This window comes from Gaetbulibacter aestuarii (assembly GCF_039537665.1).
Taxonomy (GTDB): domain Bacteria; phylum Bacteroidota; class Bacteroidia; order Flavobacteriales; family Flavobacteriaceae; genus Gaetbulibacter_A; species Gaetbulibacter_A aestuarii.
On record NZ_BAABAY010000002.1, the window covers coordinates 13,165 to 38,007 of the forward strand.

The following is a 24,843-nucleotide window of genomic DNA, read 5'->3' on the forward strand; positions in this document are numbered from 1 at the left end:
AAATTTGGTTGAAAATAAATTTTAGAAAAAATTCTAATAATCAATTAATAGATGGATTTTGTAAAAGGTAATGCTGGTAAATTAGCGTTGTTGTAAAGATTACAATCAGGGTAATTGGCGTAAGCATAACGGATGCTTTTTAAGTTTGAAACACTGATTTGGATCGTATTTTTGGAGGTGATTTTTCCGGTTAATTGTAATATTTCTCCATTATTTAATTCTGCTGAAAAACCAGTTACAGTATTTCCCTTTGATTTGCTTACAAGTCCACCGTACGTATGATCAAAAGTTAATATAAGTTTTTTCGACTTTGTTTCTATAGATGATATGTGAGGTCCCTGATAGATAATATCGGAAAACCCATAGGTTTTATTTAGGGTGATAAGAGCCAAACGTCTTCCTATCTCTTGCTTGTTTACAGGATGAATATTATTATTTATTCCTATATCTACAGCTGTTGCCATCCCAATATTTTTATATTTTAAACATTCCTCCTGACTAATTCTAAATTTTGCCCAGGAAATTGAGGTGGTGTCCTGTGGAAATTCGAAACCAGCTAGTTGCACGTAATAAATTGGTAGCTCGGGATTTTTAAACTTTTTCCTCATCATTGAAATATAATCACCAAACCAAGTCACATATTGTTCGGAAATTTGACTAAGAGCCTCTGATTCATCTTGGTACCAGACAATAATCTTACAAGAAAAAGGAATGATTGGGTTAACCATACCATTAAAACAAAGTGTCGGAAAATGTTGAGGGTTGTATGCCGGTCTCTTTCCTTGATAGCCATTTTCTTCCCAATTTATATTTTGTTTTAAAAATTCCTTATGTCTTTGTCTTTTGAATGAAAAAATTGCAGAAGTATCTTTAGTGTGCAAAACAGTTGTTTTATCTAAAAAGGTTGCTATTGTGGCCAAGACATATGAAATGTCTATGAGTCCAATAGGTACATTCAATTTTTCATTCAATTTTTTTCCAAAAAAATAGTCTGCCCCAGTCAATTTCGAAATAGTCTCTAATGAACAAACTTCCCATTTTCCATCAAAGGAATTCAATGGCTCCCTAGCGCCTCTAGGTGGTATTGTCTAAAAGCGAATATTCTTATGGGTTGCATCCTTAATTTCAGTTTCCGCATTACGGACTTTAGCCTCCTGAAACCGCATATTCGATTGTCCGGCGCAAAGCCAAACCTCACCAAGCATAATATTACTAAGGGTGATTTTTGAATCTTCACCGGACACAATTAAAATATAGGGGCCACCATAAGACATGGCTGGTAATTCTTAGGTCCAGGTTCCGTCAAAATTTGTTCTAATAGATTTTGATTGACCCTGAATCTCAACTTTTACAATTTCAGCAATATCTGCTGTACCCATATAGTTATTGGTTTGTTGGCTTGACGTACCATGCTGTCTGAAAAGACATCTGCCAAATGAACCTCGACTGTAACTTTTTTAGATAAAAATATAAATAGAATAAGAAGGCAATTATATTTTACTAATTTCATTTTATCTAAATTAAAATTCAAAACATGTTCATAATTAATGTCTCAGGTTCTACTAATAATGACTGCCAACTTAATTAAGACTATAAAGATTAAAGTTCACAGTCAATTAACCTGAACTATCCTCAAATAAATCCTTGGCTTTCAATTTTTAAAATTATACCTCTTTTGTAATATTTCAATCCGGTTCTGTATTGTACTAAACAGCATAGAACAGGATGCAATTAAAAACAAACCATCTTATCATTGTGTTTTAAGTAAAGGTTTATTCAAAATCCATGATAACTAGAGTTAAAATTGCCTTTTTTAAATTTTAAACTTTTTTTTGAGGTCAAATAAATAATTTCGAAATAATACTATTCAAAAACAATCTTTTAAAGTGATCCCTATGAATATAAAATATGTTGTAATTCTTTTTTTATTCCCATTAACGATCTTAGCTCAAGAATCAACTAAAATTGCAATCAGTGAAAAGAATTTTGGTGATATAAAATTTCTAAAACAAGATGGAAATATTTATGATATTTCGGCTAGTGGTAAAAATCCTTATTTGTTTACGTCTATGTTTGAATCTGCTCTCAATAAGGAAAATACTATTTTTTCATTCGAATATTTTTGTCCGGCTGGAATTGATTTCATTAGATTAACTTTTTTTTCTGAACAGAAAAAGACTGGAAACCCTATTATCATAAGAGATATAGGTTCGACTGAGGGATGGGTTGAATTCAAGACTGATATTGGAGAAAATCTGGATAGTTGGGGAAGTAAAGGCGATTATATGCGCATCGATTTAGGAAATAACCCGGATTTGAAAATACAGATAAGAAATTTAAAATTGAGACCTCTTACATATGATGAAAAAAAAATAAATAGTACTAAAGCAGCTAAAAAAAAGCAGGATTTAATTTTGGAGAATCATTTGAAAGACTATTTATCAAAAGATTTCCCCAATCAATTAAAATATGTTTTAGTTAATAATAAAAAGGTGGAAATTTCAGGAAACGTGTCTAATTCAGAAAATTATTTTTTAGCAGAAATAAGTCCTTATGAGAATATTACTGAAATCAAATCTTTTGAATTCATTACTCCCCTGAAAATAAAAAACCAAAAATTTCAAATAAAAATCGACAGGAAAGTAAAACGTCATGGTTTTTATCAGGATAGGGTACTTTCTAAATGGGTTTTATTAAAGAAAGAAAATAAAGACTACAAAATAGTTTCTCACGCCCGTTACGCCGATTCAATTGTGCCAAAATACAACTATTCCTTTGTTAAACCTTCAAATAAAAAAGGACTTGGTGGTTTTACGGCTAATGGGAAAGCTCCTGTGTCCGATTTAGATGATTTAGGAATTACAAGTGTTACTGTAAACATTTGGGTTAATGGTTTATTAAGATCAAAACCGTCAGAAGAAAATATGCCATTTAAATATATGGGAAAAACATACTATGTCAATAAGAAGGAGATTGAAAAATATGATCAAACAATGCGTTCAACAGCCTCAAGAAATATTGAAGTTTCTGCAATTTTATTGGTTGCAAAGGCTTCTGATTCAAAAGATAAGGTCATAGGGAAAATTTTGCAACATCCGGATACAGATCCATCTGGTATTTATGCCATGCCAAACATGGTTTCTCCAGAGGGTATTCAATATTATTCGGCTATTCTCGATTTTTTGTCAGATAGGTATAGTAGACCGGACAAAAAATATGGTCGTATACATAATTGGATAATACATAACGAAGTAGATGCGGGATGGGTGTGGACCAATGCCGGAGAAAAAACTGCTTTAACCTTTATGGACCTCTATCACAAATCCATGAGAATTTCATATAATATTGCGAGGAAATATAATGCCAATTCTAAAGTTTTTATTTCATTGACTCATTACTGGAATTGGACCTCAAACCCTCATTTTTATCATTCAAAAGAATTGCTCGAGGATCTTCTAAAATATTCTAAGGCTGAGGGAGATTTTGAATGGGCAATTGCCCAACATCCTTATCCAGAATCCTTACGAGAACCTAAGACCTGGCTGGATAAAAAGGTCAATTATAATTTTGACACTCCATTAATAACTTTTAAAAATTTAGAGGTGTTGGATGCTTGGGTTAAGCAACCCGAAGTCCTTTACAGAAGTAAAGTAAAACGGACGGTTTATCTATCTGAAAATGGTACAAATTCACCAACATACGATGAAAAAGATTTAAAAGAACAAGCTGCTGGTTTGGCATATGCTTTAAAAAAAATAAAAAATTTGGACGGAATTGATGGTATTCAGTATCATAATTGGATTGATAATCGACGAGAAGGTGGTCTGCGAATTGGTTTAAGAAAATTTGCTGATGATAAAAATGATCCTAGTGGTCCCAAACCTGCCTGGTTCGTTTATAAAGCATTTGGGACGGATAAAGAAGATGAAATTTTTGACCAATACAAGGGATTAATTGGGATTAATGATTGGGGCAACATCATGCACAAGGTTAGTTTGCAAAAAAAAAAAGTCTTAAAAGAATTGAATATTCAGGCGGATACCTGGGTGGCAACTGATGCTTTAGGTCGATCTTTGCCAACATATGAAGAATGTGGTCCTGTAAAAGATAATCGGTATGTCGGAATTTTTTACTTTATCACCCATAATAATTCAAATACGTCAGGTCCTTTTAACGTCACTCAAATACTACGAGATAATGTAAACAATCCGAAATGGGGTGATGGCAGTCACTATTGGGGTGAACCAGAGATTGGATATTATCTAAATAACGAAGAGTGGGCCATTCGCAAACACGCATTTCAATTAGTTGATGCAGGTGTCGATGTTATTATTTTTGATGTTACTAACGATAAGACTTATTTTGATACGTATATAACAATATGTAATGTTTTTCAAAAGATGAGAAATGAAGGTAATCAGACGCCTCAAATTACATTTTTAGGAAGTGAAAAATCAATAAACATCCTATGGAAAGAGTTTTATTCAAAGAATTTATATAAAAATTTGTGGTTCATTTGGAAAGGAAAACCATTACTCTTATATGGTCAGCATGAAATACCTTCCAGAAATAAAATGAATGATATTAAGTTTTCAAAGGAAATTTTAGATTTTTTTAATTTAAAGCAGAGTTGGGCCTGGACATCACTTCCCTGGTATGATAATGGCCAGGATGAATGGCCTTGGATAGATCATTTTCCACAAGCTGTTTCCTGGCATGATGATCCAACTGAAAAAGAAATGGTTCCAGTTTCGGTAGCTCAACATCCTCTATCAAATATCGGTCGTAGCTTTCATAATTTTCATCAACCCAAATTAAATGAGTATGATATTACTCCTTGGACAGGTCAAGGTCTTTATTTTCAAGAACAATGGGATTGGGCTTTGAAAGTTGATCCTGAGTTTGTTTTTGTAACCGGTTGGAATGAATGGTCATCTGGTAAACGCATAATGGGAAAAGATATACAAGCGGAATTATTAAAATGGAAGTTCTACCCAGGAGCTCATTTAGGAAAAGTTGGTGCTGAACTTAAAGAAGGAGATACCTATTTTATTGATGAATATAATCAAGAATACAGCAGAGATATTGAACCAATGAAAGGAGGGCACAATGATAACTATTATTACCAGTTGATTTCAAATGTAAGAAAATATAAAGGAGTTAATGAACCAGTAAAAAAGACTTATTTAGGTATTGATTTTTCTAGGAATTTTGATCAATGGAATTCTGTGAAATCGAATTATTTCGACCATATTTATGACACTACTCACCGATCAAGCCAGAAACAAGGAAATGCAGGGCCATATATTAATACCAAGGGGCGAAACGATTTCGTATCAGCAAAAGTAGCCAATGATGACAAAAATGTATATTTCTACATTTCAACCAGGGATACTATAACCTCTTACAAGGATAACAATTGGATGCTGTTGTTGATAGATAAAGACCAAAATCCGTCGACGGGTTGGAATGGGTATGATTTATTGGTGAATGAAACAATTATTTCAGATTCTTTAACAACAATAAAAACTTATTCTCCTGAAAAGGGTTGGGTTTTGTCTAAAACAATTCCGTTTAAGATAGATGGAAAGCAATTAATGTTATCAATACCCAAAAAGCTTTTGGAAACTAACAATGGGTTGAATTTTGATTTTCATTGGTTGGATAATCCGTCGAAATTAAATTCAATTGATGACCTTATATGGGCGGGAGATAACGCCCCGAGCAGGAGGTCAAATTACAGATATTAAAGATGTTTTAGATAATAAAGCGGTTGATTATACCTACATAAATGATCAGCATTCTACAGGATGGATAGCTAGTTCTTAATTTTTAAATTCGTCAGGGCGAAAAATATTTTCTCTAAAATTTATTTCCCAAACCCTTTAACGATTAATTGAGATTATTGCACAGAAAAAGAATCAATTTCCCCAAAATAGCTAAAAATAATATTATGATTGAACCATTCAACCATTGTTATCTTGCACTTTTTTTTATGTGCTTGTTTTCTTGTAATAGCAAAACAAATCAAAAAGAGTTAAATATTTCTCCAAAGAATGTCATTTTAATAGTGGCAGATGATCAAGGTATGCAAATGGGAAATTTGTGTACACCTGGCGTTTTGACCCCAACTATGGATTCATTGGCCAAAAATGGAATTTTATTTCAAAAAGCTTATGCAACCTTTTCATCTTGTTCACCTTCTAGAGCAAGTTTCCTAACAAGTACATTTCCTCATGTTAATGGCGTAACAACCAATGTTTGGGAGTATATAGGCGCAAATCCCCCTAAATCTTTTTTTGCTAAAGGAGACAGTCTAAACACAACTTTTAAAGTAAAGGATAACATAGTTAGCCTGATAGAATCCTTGCAATCTGCTGGTTATTATACAGGTTTAACGGGAAAATTCCATATGAGTCCTCAATATAAATTTCCGTTCGATTATTGGGGTAAAGAAGTAGATGCAAAGGAATTTCTCAATAAAGCTATGGCATCAGGAAAACCTTTCTTTCTTGATTTTAATATGCATACACCTCATCGGCCATATGCAAAAAGTCCTTACAGTCAGAAGAAGATGGATTTAAATACATTAGACATCCCGAGGTTCTTACCTAATAATAAAATTATGCAAGAAGATTGGAAAAACTATTTGGGAGCTGTTGAGGCAACAGATTATACATTAGGTAAATTGCTTAGGTCTTTAAGGGAGAAGGGACTAGATAAAAATACCTTAATTATTTATATCAGTGATCACGGACCCTCTACCCATCGAGGAAAATATTCTGCCTATCCATTTGGATCGCAAGTACCAGTTATTTTTTCTGGCCCCGACATTGTGAAAAATATGAAAAGTAATTCTTTAGTTAGCCTAATCGATTTGATGCCAACAATATTGGATTATTTGAAGATAAAAAAACCAAAAACTGCTCAAGGAAGGTCACTTATCAATATTGTGACCGGTAAAGATTTTTCATCCGTTAACAACTACATTTATACGGAGGTTTCTTTTCCACGGAAAGGAGAAACAAATTTTCAAGCAAGAGGAATGAGTGATGGTAGGTTTTGGTACATCCGTAGAAATAAAAAACCACGCATGAGAGGTAAACCAGAGGATAATTACGATGAAAAAGTATGGCGAAATTTGAGTTATAAGGCCACTTTGAAAGGCAAAAAAAATTTCCCGCTACAATACGACTTGTTAGAAACGTTTGAAAACAATCCACCTCTGGAAGAACTTTTTGACCTATACTCAGACCCATGGACCTTGCATGATATTTCTAAGAACCCAGAGTTTACAAGTGTTATTCTTAGGATGAGAAATGAAATGAATTCCTGGATCAAGAAAACGAATGATAAAGAAATGATGAGTACTGCTAAATATTAAAAAATGTTTTAATTTAAATGTTCTTGAAATGTTCAATTGTGGAATAATTAAAAAATGGATCATTCCAACTCTGATATGTTTATTGGTTGGATCCTGTAAAGAAGAAAAATTTAAAAGAAATCAAAATAATTCCAATAATAAGGCTCCTAATATTATTTTTATTCTAGCTGATGATTTTGGGATTATGGATATCCAATCATATGCCCATCATTTTACTCAAGTGGATACTACCAGAATGTTTTATGAAACTCCTAATATCAATAGGCTTATGGCTCAAGGTGTTTCTTTTTCTGAAGCCTATGTTAATCAGTTATGTTCTCCAACTCGAGCAGGAATTTTAACAGGTATTTATTCGAGTAAGATGGGGTTTACTACGGCGATGCCATTTCGGCCAACTTATTACAATCAAAATTTGTCCGTACCAAAGGGCTATTATCCTCACGATGTTTTGGAACACAAGGACGATATAAAAATTGAACAGGCTTTAATAAATGGAATCTCAAATTCTGCCTTGCCTGCCGGTACTTCAATAGATCAGGGTAAAAACGCTGTCACTATAGCTGAGGCCCTAAAAGATTATAACGCTGCTTTTATCGGAAAGTGGCACATAGGTGGTTTTGGAGCTAAAGGTTATCAACCCGAAGATCAGGGATTTAATTCTTTGGCCTGGTTTGATGCTGGAGCCTCGGTATATTATAATTGGAGAAAAGTTTGGAATGATACAACCAAAAAAGTTTTTCCCAATATTCCTCAAAAAAAATGGGAAGTTGGAAATGCTGGCAATGATTCCGGAGAAAAATATCTCACGGATGACCTCACCAAAAAAGCATTGGATTTTATTGAAAATAATGCTAAAAACAAGGAAAAACCATTCTTTTTATATTTTTCTCATTTTGCTGTTCATTCGCCCTATCAAGGAAAACCAGGTGAGATTGAACATTTTGAAAATAAAAGTACGCGAGGTTGGAATAATCATAAAGATCCTGTTTATGCCTCCATGATAAAAAGTATGGATCGTTCAGTCGGTCAAATTTTAAATAAATTGAAAGAGGAAGGGATTGAAGAAAATACACTAATTGTTTTTATTTCTGATAATGGAGGCATCGATTCGAAGTTAACTCCTCATCATGAAGGAACTGATAATAGCCCCTTTTTAGGAGGTAAAGCCTGCCTTACTGAAGGGGGTATTCGGGTACCATTAATTTTTAGTTGGAAAGGTCATTTAGAGTCAGGAAAATGGGTAGATATTCCTGTTGATTACACGGATTTATTTCCGACTCTTTTAGAAGCCTCAGGAAATAATCCACAATCTTTTATTGATTCACTTTCACTCGATGGCAGGAGTATTTATCCCTTACTTTTCGATAGAGAGAATAAACAACATTTATATACAAAAACAACACGATATTGGCATTATCCCTTTAATGTAATTTATAACAGCCCTTTTGACGGCCTTCCTTTAACTCCTTGTTCTGCCATAAGAGAAGGGGATTATAAATTGATTTATGATTGGTATGGAAGGTTTTATTTATTCAATATAAAAAATGACCCATATGAAGATCACAATTTATCTGAATCTTTACCGAAATTGAGAGATAAATTATTTCTGAAATTAATGACTTGGTTAGATCAAAATGTTGATAAACGATATTGGCCTTCGATTAATAAAAATTATAACCCTGATAAAGAGTCAAGGAAAATTCAATTTAAGGATATGTTTAGTCGGTATTTAATTGAGGGGCGCTAAATATTTTAATGGAATTATTCAAGCCAACCGTTATCAAGAATTTTTTTGAGTGAGGTCTATTGATCTTTTTGTAAAAAGTTTTTAACTTTTTGAAATCATCTAGCGATAATTTCAAATGAACTTTTGTCATAAGCTGATAAAGGAATTTTTATTTTTTATTTCTTTCCTTTTCAAAAAGCTCGTATGGGCTATTGGTGTAATTATACATCCAAGTTTCCTTAGGCCTAACACGTAAAAAGTCCTTTTCTCCATAAAAATCATCATGGTATTTAGACATCCATTTTAAGGTTTGTTTTTTTAATTTTTCCCGGATGTCAGAGTAATTTGGATTATTAAATAAATTATTTAGTTGATTTGGATCATTTATTCTGTCATAAAGCACGTTAACAAGAGGTATGGAGTCTTTATCCTTGCCCATGGCAAAAGTGTACTTTTTTGTTATAACACCCCTCCAATTATTGTTTTTAGCTACGCCTCTTCGGTATACCCAAATAGGAATGAAATCTTGTTTACTACCATTGTTTGAAATAAAAGTTTTGGACATATCCAGGCCATCATAATTTTGGTTGGATTTAATATTCAATAATCCTAAAAGAGTGGGCATAATGTCTAAAGATCCGAAAAGTTCGTTTGAAACTTGACCCTTCTTAAGTTTTGAGGGGTATTTTAAAATGAATGGTATTCTATCTGAATAATCTTGAGGATATTGCTTTGGTAAAATGGCGTTATCGGATTCGAGCATATCCCCATGATCAGCTGAAAACATCACTAAAGTATTTTTTTCTATACCAAGAGCCTTAAGTTTATCCATCAACAATCCAAAAGCCTTGTCTACGCCAGAAACCATTGCCATATAACCGTGATACATTCTTTTTCTGTCAGGAGTGGATTTCAAGCCAGGTCTGAGTTTTATTGAGTCTCTATTGTACATTGCCATGAGCTCTTCCATGGTATCATACCTGTAATGCATTTTCCCATCTTTTCCTTTGAATTTTCCCCAATCATGTGGGGGGTGCCAAGATACAATAAGTGCAAATGGTCTATTTTTGTCTATCGTATCTAAATATTCCAAAGCTTGATTTGTTTGTCCATAAACCTCCCAATCGTCAAAATATTCTTTTTCCCCGTTATCATTCCAAAAAAAGCATTTTCCGGGTCTAAAATCTACGTGGCAATTATTAGTTAATACTTTATCAAAACCGTAACGTAATTCTCCTTTTGGGATTGGTCTATCCCTATTTCCGCCCAATAGATGCCATTTACCAATATATGCGGTTTGGTATCCATTTTCTTTTAAAATCTGGCCAAGTAATTTTGATTTATTTGGTAACAAGGGTACGTCATTAACAAAAGCTCCATTTTTTAAAGGTTGCATGCCACTCATTAACATTCCTCTAAAAGGTGTGCAAACTGGTTGGTTTGAAAATGCATTGGTTAAACGCAGCCCTTCTGAGGCTAGTTTATCTAAATTTGGAGTTATTATTTGTTCATTCCCATAAGCACCTATCATGTCATAAGAGTGTTGATCTGATAAAACAATCAACAAATTAGGTTTCTCTTGGAATTGTTCATTTTCAGGTGTTTTACAAGCGAAAAAGCATAAAAATATAACGAGGTGAAATTTTCTAAGCATTTAAGGTATTCAAGAGTTGGTTCTTGTTTTAGACAGCCTAAAACAAATTATTTAAAATTAATGATTTGGTAAATAATTAAACACAGGGCAAAATTATGGTTATTCTGCCCCGTGTTAGTTCTATAGAAAATGAAATTATTTAATACCCCGGATTCTGTACTAAATTTTCATTTGCCTGAAGTTGACTTAAAGGTATGGGTAATAATTCAAGTTTTGGATCATAGGAAACTCCTAACTGTGAACAATCCGGGTTAATAGCCATAGATTTTTCCAGATCTCCCCATCGTTGTAAATCATAATATTCAGTATATTCACCACCTAATTCCCATTTTCGCTCCTGTTTGATAATGTCTCTCAAAAGATCTTGATTTGTTTCCGTAATATCAGCTAAACCTGCGCGATTTCTTACTTCATTTAAATAGGGAAGAGCTGCAGCAGAACTACCTGATTCATTATTGGCTTCAGCTAGCATTAATAAAACATCTGCGTATCGCATAAAAATAATATCATTACCATGGTCGAATGGAGATGTAGAACACGAAGCATCTTTTAGTTTGTTATAGGGAATGCCAAAAGGTTTTCTAGGTCCACCAAATTGTAATCCCGGGGTAGGAGTTCCAGTTCTATTGTAGGTTACATCTACACCATTTCTATTGGTATAGGAATAAAGCATGGTGGCATCTCGTCTGGTATCTGCTGGATCAAATGAATCATAATACTGCTCATTAAAAGCAATTTGGTACTGTCCACCGTTGAAGGCGTAAGGTGAGTTAGGTGCTCCGGCGAAAAATGTCAACACAGTACCACTACCTGGAACATTGGTTATGTTTGGTCTAGCAAATATAATCTCAGAATTGAATTCATTATTTATGTCGAAAATATCTGCGTAGTTAGGTACCAAACTATACTTTCCATAGATCTCAGATAATTTACTCGCTGCCTTAGCATACATGGCCTGCATTTCGAGCGGTTTGCCCGCCATGGTCAAATAAAGTTTTCCTAAAAATGCTTTAGCAGCACCAGAAGTAGCCCGTCCCTTGTTTGATGCGTCCCACTGATCTTTTAATCTACTTTCTGCATAAATTAAATCTTCTTCAACGACTTTATAAACTTCTTCAAGCGTGGCTCTTGGTTTTTTTATGGAATTATCATCAAAGTTAGCAGTTGCCTCTAAATGTAAAGGAACGCCTCCAAACATATGGCCCAGATTAAAATAGTAATAAGCTCGTAAAAATTTTGCCTCTGCAATTTTTTGCTCTTCTAATGCAGGCTCTAATCCGGCACGAGGAATATTCTCTATTGCGGTATTTGCTCTGTTGATACCTCGATAATAATTATTCCACACCGCTGATTGTGGATCAGAGTCTCTAAAATCAACTGAAGCGAACCGCCCCTGAGCTCCAGCTTTTACCCTTGCAGTAACATTTTCAGAAGGACCAGATAGGGCTAAAAATAGCCATAAATCATTAACACCATCCTGAAAAATCGGTTGATAAGCTCCTAAAAGAGCTTTGTCAACATCTGCCTCATTTTTATAGAGATTACTTTCACTAAGAAATGAGTAAGGAACTTCATCGAGCGGCTGACATCCAGACACCAGGTAAAGGGCTATGAATGCTATAATTTTGTATATATTTTTCATGATTAGATTACTTTAAAATTTTAAATTTATTCCTAACGTATAGGATTGTTGTCTTGGATATACTCCCAGGTCAACACCTGGCGCTAAGGTATTTGCTCCTAAAGAGCTAACCTCAGGATCATACCCTGAATAATTAGTAATGGTCAACAAGTTCGTTCCTGTTACATATACCTGAATAGAGGAAAATCCTAAATTATTTGATGGAATGTTATAACGTATAGATAAACTTTTCAAGCGTAGGTAACTCCCATCTTCAATCATATAATTACCGGCATCAGGAGATGGTGTATTAATTGAAGGATAAAGAATGTTGTTATGAGGATTCTCTGGAGTCCACCTATTATTGTACCAATCTACGGTTTGATTTTTATAGGATTCATTATTCAAAAAACCGATATTCGTTATAGTTCTTAAGCAATTAAGGATATCATTTCCTACAGATCCCTGAATGAACATATTGATAGAAAAGTTTTTAATAGTAAAATCGTTATTCCAACCAAAAACGTAATCGGGATTGGGATTTCCGATAACCGTTTTATCCTCACCATTTATAACCCCGTTACCATCTCTGTCTTGAAGTTTCCAGTGACCCAACTGTCGATCATTGTTTCTTGCTGGTAATGGAGTTCCTGAGGCTGCGGCTTCATCCAAATCGCTTTGTTGAATAAGCCCTGTAGCAATATATCCCCAAAATAATCCAAATTCTTCTCCTGGTTTATAAATGTTGGCTCCTCCAATAAAATTAGCACCGATGCCGGGACCAAATATTTCCTCATCTCCTCCTAATTCAAGAACCTTATTCTTATTAAAAGAAATATTAAAAGAGCTATTCCAAACAAAATTTTTCTTTTCGATAGCCAACGCACTTAAATTAAATTCGAAACCTTTATTTTCAATACTTCCAAAATTTACAAGCGCTGCTCCAAATCCTGATTGGGCTGGTAACCGAATAGATTGTAGTAAATCTCGGGTTGTTTTTTTATAATAGTCTGCAGAAAATGTAATTCTATTGTGCAATAATCCTAAGTCAATACCAAAATTAGTTTGCTGGGTAGTCTCCCATTTTAAATTAGGATTTTCTACACTAGCAGGGTAATATCCTAATGAAGGGGAATTTCCGACAGGATATTGGGTTGTTCCATAACGGGCTAATGATTGATAAGGCGCAATAGATTGACTTCCTACTTCTCCATATGAAGCTCGTAATTTTAAATTCGAGATTAATTCACTGTCCTTTAAAAAATTTTCCTTAGATAATCTCCATCCAACTGCTGCAGAGGGAAAATATCCCCATTTTTCATTTTTCGCAAATCTTGAAGATCCGTCAGCTCTCACTGTTGCAGTAAGCAAATATTTGTCTTTAAAATTATACTGTCCTCTTAAAAACCCTGACTGTAAAACCGACAAACTTCTACCTGAATTAATGGCGTTTAAACTAGTTCCTACACCAACATTATCAAGTCCTAATGTTTCGACTTCAAAATTGGAAACATTAGTGCTAAACGAATAGTTGTTGAATTCGCTATACTCTAAACCAGCTGTAAGTGATACTTTGTGGTTTTTACCAAAGATATTTTCATAATTAAAATAATTACTTACTGTATAATCGTAAGCACGTCCCGCACCAGAAGTTGCAATACCTACAGTATTGATACCAGGCCCAACAGTTGAAGGATAAAATATTTCAGTTAAATTATTTCTTAAATTAACACCAGCGTTAAGGGTGTAGGATAAATTTTTTGTAATAGCGTAATCCACTTTTGTATTAAAAAGAAAATTGGTTTGGAAATTACGGTGCTCCTTTTGAGTTACCTCCAAATAGGGATTATAAAATTGATATCCTTCATTAGTTAGACCACTATAATCGCGTGAAGGAACCAATGGTTCGGATAATAATGCGTTAGTTACAGGTCCGAGGGAACTGGGGAATCCTCTTGTTGCAGAAACTGCTTGATTTCCTTTAGAACTTGCCATTGAAATACCAAAATCGATTTTTAATTTATCATCCAATGCCTCGGCACTTAAATTCGCACGTACTGTTCCTCGATTATAACGCGAATCTATAATAATACCTTGATCGTCTAAAAAATTAGTAGAAACAAAATAGCGAAAATTGTCAGAACCACCGGAAACATTAACTGTAGCATCAGTTCTGACACCAGTTCTTAAAATTTCATCTTGCCAATTAAATCCTTGACCCGCATATTGCGATGGATTTGGGAATGGCAAAGGATTATTTAGTAATTCATTGGCCTCATTTCGATATTCAGCATACTGCACACCATTTAGCATGTCAATTTTTTTTGTAATATTCGAAATGCTGGAGTTAAAATTAACCTCTATCTTGGTTTTTCCTATTTGTCCTTTTTTCGTTGTTATCATTATAACCCCATTTGAACCTCGAGATCCATAGATAGAAGTTGCGGAGGCGTCTTTTAAAATTTCTATATTAGAAATTTCTGTTGGGTTAAAAGCAGGCGTTCCATTTATTGGTATTCCATCAACAACATATAGTGGAGCGTTATTTCCAGAAATGGAATTATTACCCCTAATTCTTATGGAAGCGTTTGACCCTGGTTCACCAGATGCTGAGGTAACAACGACCCCACTAGAACGTCCTTGTAATAATTGATCTACTGTATTATAAACAGCTTTTTCTAATTCCTTTCCGGAAACGGAACTTACGGACCCAGTGATATCCGTCTTCTTTTGAGAACCATAACCTACCACAACAACCTCATCAAGACTCTGTGTGTCCTCTTTCATCACAACATTTACAGTTGCACCACCTGTAACAGGCTTCTCTAATTTAGAAAATCCCACATAAGAAAAAACTAAAACTTTGGCTCCAGAAGTCAGGACGATTTCAAAATTCCCATCAAAATCGGTGGTTGTACCATTATTTGTTCCCTTTTGTATAATTGTTACCCCGGGTAAGGGAGAGCCATCCGAGGATTTAACGGTTCCTTTTACCTTTTCTCCCTGTGCTTGAGCGCCTAGGGCCAGCAGAAGGACGATTAAAAATAATGCCTTTTTAAGGACAATATTAAATTTTTGATGTTTCATAATTAGTTAGTTAAATTTTTTAAAAATGATTCGTTTAATTGGTATTTGTGAAACAATATTAAATAAAGGAATGAAAGAGTGCATCCTGTACAATACTGCACCGTGATGATTAGTCCTGATGGTTTGTTGATTAATTTTCATTTTTCAAGAACAATTTCCATAATGCAGTATTGTACAGGATGATGGTTTGCAACATTTTAATTTAATTTGAATCTTGAACTCATTTATAGATGTAACTTGAAAGATGAAACCCTGGAATAAAATTGTCTTAGTTTTTAGTATTTTGGTAGCATTAATATTTTCTTGCCAATCCAAAAATAAAAATTCAAAAAATAATAATGAATCCAAGCGCCCTAATATTATATTTCTTCTAACAGATGACCAAAGATGGGATGCGTTGGGTGCTATGGGTAATACCATAATTAGCACACCTCATTTAGATAGTTTGGCTCACCATGGATTTCTTTTTAAAAATGCTTACGTTACAACGTCGATTTGTTGTGTAAGTAGAGCAAGTATTTTGAGTGGACAATATGAGTCAAGACATGGAATTAATGATTTTAATACGAGCTTTTCAAAAAAGGCATTTTTAAAAACATATCCTGCTTTATTAAAGAATGAGGGATATACTGTTGGTTTTATCGGAAAATATGGTGTTGGAGCACCGTATAATCAACCCAAGGATTTTTTTGATTATTGGGCCTGTACAAATAAACATCAACCCGATTATGATAACGTAACTCGAAAAGGAAATTACATTCATTACACAGATATTGTTGGAAACGACATAAATAGTTTTTTAAATTCTATCAACACAAAAAAGCCATTTTGTCTTTCTGTAAGTTTTAAAGCTCCACATGTTCAAGATAATGATCCTCGGCAATTTATTCCCAAGAAAGAGTATTCAGATTTATATAAAACGGATTCAATTTCGTTACCCGAAACTGTCAAGGAGAAATATTGGGATGCGTTTCCAGCATTTTTTAAAACCAATAAAAATATAGGCAGAATAAGATGGAAAAAACGTTTTAATTCTTACAGTGCTTTTAAGAAGAGTGTGAAAAATTATTACAGATTAATAACTGGTGTGGATGACGTTATTGGGAATCTTCTATCCGAGCTCAAGGCAAAACAAATTGATAAAAATACGGTGATTATCCTATTAGGAGATAATGGTATGTTTTTGGGTGAGCATGGTTTGGCCGGGAAATGGTATGGGTATGAAGAATCCATCAGAGTTCCCTTAATTATTTATGACCCCAGAATTTCCCAGAGAGGTAAAGTAATAAATAAGATAGCTTTAAACATTGACATTGCTCCTACAATATTGGGCCTTGCCAATATGCCAATTCCTGACAGTATTCAAGGTGTCAATTTGATGGAATATATTAAAAAGGATCAGGGTAGACCTGATTTCTTTTATGAGCATACATTTCTGCATTCACCTGCCATTCCTAACTCTGAAGGGGTAGTAAGTGAAAATTTTAAATACCTTAACTACATTGAACACAATTATGAGGAGCTTTTTGATCTAAAAAAAGATCCTAATGAAACAACTAATTTGGTTAATGATCCGCAGTATCGTGATACCTTGTTGCTCGAAAGAAAACGTTACAGTGCTTTAAAAGAGCAGGTAAAATAAATATTGAATAATACTAAATGTAAATATGAAACCATTAAGATCAATCCCTTTTATAATCCCTTTAACTTTTATATGTAGTCTCTTAATTAATTGTACATCCGAAGAACAGCAACAGGTGGATTACGGAGCTGTAAAATCAGGTTTTGTTACTCCAAAGCCCGATAATACTCTTTGGTGCTATTGGTATTGGATAGGTGATGATATATCAAAAGAAGGTATTACAAAAGATCTCGAGGCTATGAAAAAAGCCGGAATTGGTAGTGCTTTTATAGGTAATATTAATCCTGAGGAAAAAGATGGAAGAGTACCAATGTTGAGTGAGGATTGGTGGGGTCATATGGTGCACGCTGTTAATGAGGGAAAACGTCTTGGGGTTAACATCGGGGTTTTTAATTGCCCGGGGTGGAGTCAATCTGGAGGTCCCTGGATAAAAGCAGATATGGCAATGAGACATTTAGTTTATTCTGAAATTAAGGTAGCAGGTGGAAAAAAAATTAATCTTAATCTTAAAAAGCCAACAGCTATTTTTCAAGATGTTTATGTTTTAGCCTTTCCAACCATAGCCGAAGAAAAAAATATTCTGTCTGATAAAAATGCTGAAATTAAAATATCACCAGAAATAACCGACGCAAATTTATTAATTGACCACGATACAACAACTGTAGCGGGATTTCCTTCAAACATTAAAAATTATCAAATAGACATTACTGCAGGCAAGTATTTTACAGTGAGGAGCTTGCGGATTAAACCTTCAATTGATCCTATAAAATTTAGTTGTGAGGTTTTCGCAAAGATTAAAGGGGAATTTAAATTCATTAAACAATTTGATGTAGATCGAAGCAAATTAACTGCAAATGTGGGTCCGGATAAATATGCTCCAATATTAGAGTCGCTTCCCAAAACTCAAGCGCGTCAATTTAGACTTAAAATAACCGTAATACCAGGTGTATTTCAATCAGAAACTTATCCGGATAGCAAAGTTTCAAAATGGCATTTAGCTGAAATCACGCTATCTGAGGCAGCAGGACTAGAAGATTATGCTAATAAAGATTTAGGTAAAATGCACCCGACTCCTTTTCCAAAATGGGATAGCTATTTATGGCCTGAACAACCTAAGGTTTCGGCGAACCAAAAAATACCGGTAGATCAAGTTATTGATATTAGTGATAAAATGGATTCTCAGGGGAATTTGAATTGGGAGGCTCCAAATGGAAATTGGACAGTACAACGTTTTGGAATGACGCCAACGGGTACTAAAAACGCACCCGCAGCACCTCAAGGGAAAGGTTATGAAGTCGATAAAGCAAATAAGGAATTTGTAAAGTATCATTATAAACACTTCATTGGTGAATTATTAAAACGAATACCTGAAGAAAATAAAAGTGCCTTTAAATATGTTGTGGCCGACAGTTACGAAATGGGTTCAGAAAATTGGACTGATGACTATGAAAAAAGATTTAGATCACAGTTTGGTTACGATCCAAAAAAATATTTACCTGTATTATCTGGAAGAATTGTAGGTAGTGTTGAAGAATCAAATCGCTTTTTATGGGATTTACGCAGGTCAATTGCTGATGCAGTCGCGTACGATTATGTTGGTGGACTTCGAGAAGCTAGCAATAAAGATCATTTGAAATTATGGTTAGAGAACTATGGGCACTGGGGATTTCCATCAGAGTTTTTGATGTACGGAGGACAATCTGATTACGTAAGTGGTGAATTTTGGAATGAGGGAACATTGGGGAATATTGAATGTAAATCAGCTTCATCAGCAGCTCATATCTATGGGAAACCTCAAGTTTCAGCAGAGGCTTTCACTGCGGCAAATCGTACCTATGTTAGATATCCAGCCCTGCTTAAAAAGAGAGGGGATTGGTCTTATACAGAAGGAATAAACCATTTTGTCTTACACTTATATATACATCAACCTGATGATAATCGTATGCCGGGAGTTAATGCCTGGTTTAGCACTGAGTTTAATCGGCACAACACCTGGTTTAAAAAAGGGAAAGCCTATTTTGATTATTTAAGACGATGTCAACATTTATTACAGCAAGGAAATTACGCTGCAGATGTTTGTTATTTCATAGGAGAAAATGCGCCCATTATGACTGGTGTAAGGAATCCGGAATTACCCAAAGGCTATTCGTACGATTATATTAATGCCGAGGTGATTTTAAAGCGATTAAGTGTTAAGGACGGAAAATTTGTTTTGCCTGATGGAATGACCTACAGTTTAATGGTATTACCTCCATTGAAAACTATGCGACCTGAATTGCTTACTAAAATTGGAGAATTAGTAAAGGCTGGTGGTAAGATTTATGGTCAGGCGCCAGAAAGATCTCCGAGTCTGAAGAATTATCCGGAATGTGATGAAACAGTTAAAGAATTAGCTGATAAAATGTGGAGTAATACCGATGGTAAAATCAAGAAATTTGGAGATGGCTTTATTGTTAACGGTTTAGAACTACAAGATGCTTTAAAGGAATTACATGTGTACAAAGATGTAGAATTAAATACTGATGCCGATGTACTTTGGACACACCGTACAATGCCCGGAATGGAGATTTATTTTATTACAAATCAAACGGATCAAAAAATTTTCTTTACACCATCTTTTAGGGTAAGTGGTTTAAAACCTCAATTATGGGATGCTGTTACCGGGGAGATAAGAGCCCTAAATGAGTTTACAGAAAAGAATGATCGTACTACAGTTCCTTTAACTATGGAGCCTTATCAAAGTTGGTTTATAGTATTCACAAATTCTAAAACTAAAACAACTTCGTATAAAAAGAATTTCCCGAAAACAACGGTAGTTAAAACACTTAATGAGTCTTGGCTGGTTAATTTCAAGAATAAATCATTAGGACCTAAAAAATCAGTAGAATTTCCGGAATTAACAGATTGGATAAAAAATGAAAATGATAGTATTAAATATTACTCCGGAACCGCAATTTATAAATCAAAGTTTTATTTCCACAAAGAAAATAATGATAAGGATGTTTTCATTGATCTGGGAAAGGTAGGCGTTATGGCTTCAGTCAAAATAAATGGTCAAGACATTGGTACGACCTGGATAGCACCATTTCGATTAAAAGCTACCCAAGAGATCAAAGATGGAGAAAACGAAATTGAGGTCGAGGTTGTAAATGTCTGGAGAAACCGATTAACAGGGGATAAAACACTGCCCGAAAATGAACGAACAACCTGGGTAAATTTGGATAATATTACTCCGGGCGAGGCTTTGATTTCATCTGGCTTATTGGGGCCGGTAACCATTGAATCGATCAAATAGAGGGTTAAAATTATTGTTACCATAATTAAAAGATTTAGTTAGATAAATTAATATTAGATGAAAATGAAATCGTTGAAAATGAATTTTAATCATTATATGCTCAAAAACCTAAAAGTTCTAGTATTCATAGTTATTACGAATTTCTCAGCTAATGCTCAGTTACCGCCAGTTTTCGGTAATTCGTATATTGGAAAATTTAACCAATCTCAAATGGTTAAAACATATTTGACTCCGCAAAAAATAATTTGGATGTCGGATTCTACAGGAAATTACATCCAAAATGTTCAATCGCTGTTAAAAAAAGGTAATGGACAAGTGGGGGTTAACGATAAGAATTTATGCCGATTAATCAGTAAAGACGAACACAAGCCAAGCATAATTTTGGACTATGGTAAGGAAATAAATGGAGGGGTGAAGATTCAAATGGGAATAAGGCCGGATAAATCTCCTTTGAAATTGCGTTTAAGGTTTGGTGAATCAGTCGGTGAAACTATGTCTGATGTTGGTGACAAAAAAAATGCTACAAATGAGCATTCCTTGCGAGACTTTGTGGTTGAAGTTCCTTGGCTGGGGAGTATTGAGGTCGGAGAAACGGGATTTCGCTTTTTACGAATTGATGTTGTAGAGGATGGAGAAAATGCACCAATTAAATCTATTGATGCCGCTTTTGTTTACCGGGATATACCATATTTAGGTTCTTTTGAGAGTAATGATGATCGACTTAATGATATATGGAGAACTGGTGCCTACACAGTTCACTTAAATATGCAAAACTATTTATGGGATGGCATAAAAAGAGATCGTCTGGTTTGGGTTGGTGATATGCATCCTGAGGTAATGACCATTAATACTGTTTTTGGAGAAAATGATGTTGTTAAGAAAAGTCTTGATCTTGCTCGTGACCAATACCCTTTGCCAAATTGGATGAACGGAATTAGTTCATATTCTATGTGGTGGCTGCTTATCCAAAAAAGCTGGTACGATTATCATGGTGATTTATCATATTTAAAGGAACAAGAGTCCTATATGATTGGTCTTTTAAATCAATTAAGCACTTTTATTAATAAAGAAAGTGAAGAGACGTTAAATGGAAATAGGTTTTTAGATTGGCCTACGAGTGAAGATCCCATTGCAATTCATGCTGGACTTCAGGCATTAATGGTTTTGACTTTCGAAGCCGGGAGTGATATGATGGGCATACTAGGTCACGAAGATCTTCAAATCAAATATTATAAAATTTCCAAAAAATTAAAAAGACATGTTCCAAAAGGAAATACTTCAAAGCAAGCCTCGGCCCTTATGGCTTTGGCTGGATTAAAGGACCCAAAACAAGTAAGCTCAGAAGTATTACTTAAAGATGGAGTGCACCATATGTCAACCTTTTATGGTTATTATATTTTACAAGCCTTGGCAAAGGCCGGTGATTATGAAGAGGCTTTAGATGTTATCCGCAAATATTGGGGAGGTATGCTTGATTTGGGTGCTACTACTTTTTGGGAAGATTTCGATATATCTAATGTACCTAATTCTGAAAGAATTGATCAATTACCATCTTCAAATAAGTTTGATATTCACGGAGATTTCGGTAAATACTGTTATGTTGGGTATAGGGGTAGTCTATGTCATGGTTGGGCAAGTGGCCCCACCCCATGGCTGACACATTATGTTCTGGGGATTCAAGTGTCAGATGGAGGAAATACTATTAAGATTGCGCCTCATTTAGGAGATCTAAAATGGGTAAAAGGAACATTTCCAACAAAATATGGTATACTTAAGGTTTATCATGAAAAAGGATTAGCAGGTGAAGTAAAAACTACAATAGAAGCGCCTGAAGGCTTGAATATTTTAAAATAAAATATAAGATGATAAGAAAAGCTTTTAAAATGAGGGTTTATCCCAACGAAACCGAAGAATATTTTAAAAGGCACAACCCTATTTGGAAATCATTAGAAGATACACTCAGGAAAAATGGAGTTAAAAATTATAGTATTTTTTTAGATGAGGAAACCAACATTTTATTTGGTTATGCGGAAATTGAATCTGAAACGGCCTGGGAGGCTATTTCAGATACTGATATATGCAGAAAATGGTGGGATCATATGGCAGATATTATGGATACCAATTCCGATAATAGCCCTGTATCAAAGGACTTAAAAGAGGTTTTTCACTTAGATTAATGTCAAAGCAATTTTACTTATTCTAGTTTAGCATATTGAATCGCATAAAAATTTATTCTATAAATAAAAATTTCAAACTTAAAATTATGAATTGGATTTCAAAAAGGTTGGTTTTAATTATCATGGTCGTATTCTTAGTGGGTTGTAAAAAAGAAGTAAAAATTTGTGGCAAGAAGGATAATCGACCAAACATTATTTTTCTAATGGATGATCAACATCGCTACAATGCCCTCGGAGTTTTAAATTCTGAGATAAAAACACCAACTCTAGATAGTTTAGCAAGAAATGGTGTTTTATTTACTCAGGCTGTATGTCAGGTTCCAATGTGTGTTCCCAGTCGGAATTCATTAATGTTTGGATTGTTACCAAATCAAACTGGAGTCTACAGAAATGCTGGTGGTGGTGTTCCTGATTCTTTAATGCCTGGAAAAACTATGGCGCAATATTTCAAAGATGCAGGTTATGAAACAGCTGGTTTTGGAAAAGCACATTGGGGTAAATTTAAAACTAATACAAGGGGCTTTGAAACTCGATATGTATCTGAGATTCCTGAAAAAGGAGCAATTAGTATGGCTGAAGTAAATCCAGAAGCCAAAGCCAAATACGATGCAGAAGTCGCCCCAATGGGACCTGGAGAAGAAAATAACATTGGATATTTAGGTTTTACAAGTAAATTACCGGAGAAGGACCATAGAGATGGATGGATCACAAAACAAGCCATCAATTATTTGAAAAAAAGAAACGATGAAAGACCCTTATTCTTTTATCTCTCGTACATGAAACCTCATGCTGGAAATAATATTCCTAAAGGTTATGAAGACCTCTACAATTTGGATAGTATTACTTATGTAAAACAACCACAATGGAGCCAAGATTATTCACCTCATGCCGCTGGTGATAACAGAAATGATATGTATATAAATTTCTGGAAGAATGCCTCTGAAAAGCAGTGGAAACTAATGACCATGCGTTATTATGCTAATGTTTCCTGGATCGATGATATGATGGGTAGAGTTTTAGCTGAACTAAGAAAAAAGGGTTTGCTGGAAAACAGTATCATTATTTTTACTTCGGACCACGGCGAAATGTTGGGCGCACGCTATTACAGATTTAATAAGTACTGCCTTTATGATCCGAGCGTCAGGGTGCCAATGATCTTAGCAGGCACTGCCTTGCCAAAGAGTGTCAAGCGAAACACCAAAAATCCTGAATTGGTTGAAAACATTGATGTTTTGCCAACTTTGTTAAGCGTTGCAGGCATAAAACCAGATAGGGAATTACCAGGAAAAAGTTTAGTAACACCAATTCAAAGGAATGCAAATTTTTCGGAATTGCATGAGCGAAAAGGTCAGGCTGCTTTTATGTGGCGAACTAAAGATTATAAACTAATTTTAGTTCTAAAAAGAAAAAACAATGTCAATGATTATAGTAAAGATGACATTATTACCGGTGAATTTTATGATCTAAAAAACGACCCAAATGAATGGTATGACCTTTACAATACCGATAAATTTTCTGACATTCAAAAAGCCTTTAAAAATGACCTTCTAGATTTTTTGAAATCTATGAAACAATAATTTAACTTCTAATAAAAAGGAGTGAAACCTTTCACTCCTTTTTATCATTTATGTTATACTCCTTTATTTTTTGAACAACCTATTCGAAAAGGTTTTATTATTTTGATTAGACATAAGGGCGGCTGTTACTCCTTTAATTCTCATAATTTCCTTTTATCATCAAATTAACAATTTTTTATTTTTTAATTTAAGTCTTCGTGGAGTTGTTTTAATTAAACTAAGAAATTAAAAACAGGATAGTACAGGATAAAAACTTCAAAAAAAGTTTGGATTTTTAAAATATTGCGGTTTGGTAATTGGCAGAAGCGTTGGACATTTTATCAAAGGGTTCATCTTAAAATTGAGGTTTCTTTGTATAAAATTTTACCTAATAATTTTTTCGGACTACATAACCTTGAATAAAAAACAACTTTTAAAAACCATATTTTTATGAGAAATTGTATTACTTTTTTAATGGCTGTCCTACTTTGTTTTAGTTGTAGCAAAAATAGCGAAGTTAAAAATATTCAGGAACAACCTGTTAGTTCGATTCAAGCGGTTAGTCTGTCAAATATTCAATCTTTACAAACATCCTTAAATGTATTATTTAATGTTAAGGTTGGAGGAAGTGATTTTATGGCTACAAAAAATGCCATTGAGGCTAGTAATTTTACTATTGATTGACAAGCTTATTATTTACC

14 protein-coding genes are annotated in these 24,843 nt (G+C 34.2%); 9 read left to right on the forward strand and 5 right to left on the reverse strand.

Annotated elements, in window-relative coordinates; all coding sequences use genetic code 11:
- Positions 1-44: 44 nt before the first annotated feature.
- Positions 45-1,004, reverse strand: a complete 960-nt coding sequence (locus ABD682_RS08705; protein WP_344740836.1) for a sialate O-acetylesterase — start codon at positions 1,002-1,004, stop codon at positions 45-47.
- An 84-nt stretch (positions 1,005-1,088) separates the two neighbouring features.
- Entirely contained in the window at positions 1,089-1,274 is a 186-nt protein-coding gene (locus tag ABD682_RS08710; RefSeq protein WP_344740837.1) for a hypothetical protein, read from the reverse strand.
- Positions 1,275-1,895: 621 nt separating this feature from the next.
- Between ABD682_RS08710 and ABD682_RS08715 the strand changes: the two genes are divergently transcribed.
- From ABD682_RS08715 to ABD682_RS08725, 3 genes are all read left to right on the forward strand, one after another.
- Positions 1,896-5,750, forward strand: a complete 3,855-nt coding sequence (locus tag ABD682_RS08715; RefSeq protein ID WP_344740838.1) for a DUF5722 domain-containing protein — start codon at positions 1,896-1,898, stop codon at positions 5,748-5,750.
- A gap of 203 nt (positions 5,751-5,953) precedes the next feature.
- Positions 5,954-7,384, forward strand: coding sequence for a sulfatase family protein (locus tag ABD682_RS08720; RefSeq protein ID WP_344740839.1), 1,431 nt, complete (start codon positions 5,954-5,956; stop codon positions 7,382-7,384).
- Between the two features lie 28 nt (positions 7,385-7,412).
- Positions 7,413-9,131: a sulfatase gene (locus tag ABD682_RS08725; protein WP_344740840.1), complete on the forward strand. Its 1,719-nt coding sequence runs from the start codon at positions 7,413-7,415 to the stop codon at positions 9,129-9,131.
- A gap of 148 nt (positions 9,132-9,279) precedes the next feature.
- Here ABD682_RS08725 and ABD682_RS08730 read toward each other — a convergent pair whose 3' ends face one another.
- From ABD682_RS08730 to ABD682_RS08740, 3 genes are all read right to left on the reverse strand, one after another.
- A complete protein-coding gene (locus ABD682_RS08730) occupies positions 9,280-10,674 on the reverse strand; it encodes a sulfatase-like hydrolase/transferase (protein ID WP_344740842.1) in 1,395 nt (464 codons plus the stop codon).
- A gap of 229 nt (positions 10,675-10,903) precedes the next feature.
- Entirely contained in the window at positions 10,904-12,406 is a 1,503-nt protein-coding gene (locus ABD682_RS08735) for a RagB/SusD family nutrient uptake outer membrane protein (protein ID WP_344740844.1), read from the reverse strand.
- A gap of 12 nt (positions 12,407-12,418) precedes the next feature.
- Positions 12,419-15,472, reverse strand: coding sequence for a SusC/RagA family TonB-linked outer membrane protein (locus ABD682_RS08740; RefSeq protein WP_344740846.1), 3,054 nt, complete (start codon positions 15,470-15,472; stop codon positions 12,419-12,421).
- A gap of 244 nt (positions 15,473-15,716) precedes the next feature.
- Between ABD682_RS08740 and ABD682_RS08745 the strand changes: the two genes are divergently transcribed.
- The 6 genes from ABD682_RS08745 to ABD682_RS08770 all read left to right on the forward strand — a co-directional run bounded on the left by ABD682_RS08745 (position 15,717) and on the right by ABD682_RS08770 (position 24,826).
- The gene (locus ABD682_RS08745; protein WP_344740848.1) at positions 15,717-17,114 is read left to right on the forward strand and encodes a sulfatase family protein; all 1,398 of its coding nucleotides are present in this window, start codon (positions 15,717-15,719) and stop codon (positions 17,112-17,114) included.
- Between the two features lie 25 nt (positions 17,115-17,139).
- Entirely contained in the window at positions 17,140-20,409 is a 3,270-nt protein-coding gene (locus ABD682_RS08750; RefSeq protein ID WP_344740849.1) for a glycosyl hydrolase, read from the forward strand.
- 78 nt (positions 20,410-20,487) lie between these two features.
- Positions 20,488-22,263, forward strand: coding sequence for an alpha-L-rhamnosidase-related protein (locus ABD682_RS08755; RefSeq protein WP_344740850.1), 1,776 nt, complete (start codon positions 20,488-20,490; stop codon positions 22,261-22,263).
- An 8-nt stretch (positions 22,264-22,271) separates the two neighbouring features.
- Positions 22,272-22,586 carry an L-rhamnose mutarotase gene (gene rhaM / locus ABD682_RS08760; RefSeq protein WP_344740851.1) on the forward strand — a complete coding sequence of 105 codons (315 nt, stop codon included), beginning with the start codon at positions 22,272-22,274 and terminating at the stop codon, positions 22,584-22,586.
- An 86-nt stretch (positions 22,587-22,672) separates the two neighbouring features.
- A complete protein-coding gene (locus ABD682_RS08765) occupies positions 22,673-24,163 on the forward strand; it encodes a sulfatase family protein (RefSeq protein WP_344740852.1) in 1,491 nt (496 codons plus the stop codon).
- A gap of 429 nt (positions 24,164-24,592) precedes the next feature.
- A complete protein-coding gene (locus ABD682_RS08770; protein ID WP_344740855.1) occupies positions 24,593-24,826 on the forward strand; it encodes a hypothetical protein in 234 nt (77 codons plus the stop codon).
- Positions 24,827-24,843 lie beyond the last annotated feature (17 nt).

What these genes read in the sequence shown, in the direction of transcription:
- ABD682_RS08710 (WP_344740837.1), bottom strand. Translation starts at nt 1,274, where the DNA reads ATGTCTTATGGTGGCCCCTATATTTTAATTGTGTCCGGTGAAGATTCA.
- ABD682_RS08715 (WP_344740838.1), top strand. Translation starts at nt 1,896, where the DNA reads ATGAATATAAAATATGTTGTAATTCTTTTTTTATTCCCATTAACGATC.
- ABD682_RS08720 (WP_344740839.1), top strand. Translation starts at nt 5,954, where the DNA reads ATGATTGAACCATTCAACCATTGTTATCTTGCACTTTTTTTTATGTGC.
- ABD682_RS08725 (WP_344740840.1), top strand. Translation starts at nt 7,413, where the DNA reads ATGTTCAATTGTGGAATAATTAAAAAATGGATCATTCCAACTCTGATA.
- ABD682_RS08735 (WP_344740844.1), bottom strand. Translation starts at nt 12,406, where the DNA reads ATGAAAAATATATACAAAATTATAGCATTCATAGCCCTTTACCTGGTG.
- ABD682_RS08740 (WP_344740846.1), bottom strand. Translation starts at nt 15,472, where the DNA reads ATGAAACATCAAAAATTTAATATTGTCCTTAAAAAGGCATTATTTTTA.
- ABD682_RS08745 (WP_344740848.1), top strand. Translation starts at nt 15,717, where the DNA reads ATGAAACCCTGGAATAAAATTGTCTTAGTTTTTAGTATTTTGGTAGCA.
- ABD682_RS08750 (WP_344740849.1), top strand. Translation starts at nt 17,140, where the DNA reads ATGAAACCATTAAGATCAATCCCTTTTATAATCCCTTTAACTTTTATA.
- ABD682_RS08755 (WP_344740850.1), top strand. Translation starts at nt 20,488, where the DNA reads ATGAATTTTAATCATTATATGCTCAAAAACCTAAAAGTTCTAGTATTC.
- rhaM (WP_344740851.1), top strand. Translation starts at nt 22,272, where the DNA reads ATGATAAGAAAAGCTTTTAAAATGAGGGTTTATCCCAACGAAACCGAA.
- ABD682_RS08765 (WP_344740852.1), top strand. Translation starts at nt 22,673, where the DNA reads ATGAATTGGATTTCAAAAAGGTTGGTTTTAATTATCATGGTCGTATTC.
- ABD682_RS08770 (WP_344740855.1), top strand. Translation starts at nt 24,593, where the DNA reads ATGAGAAATTGTATTACTTTTTTAATGGCTGTCCTACTTTGTTTTAGT.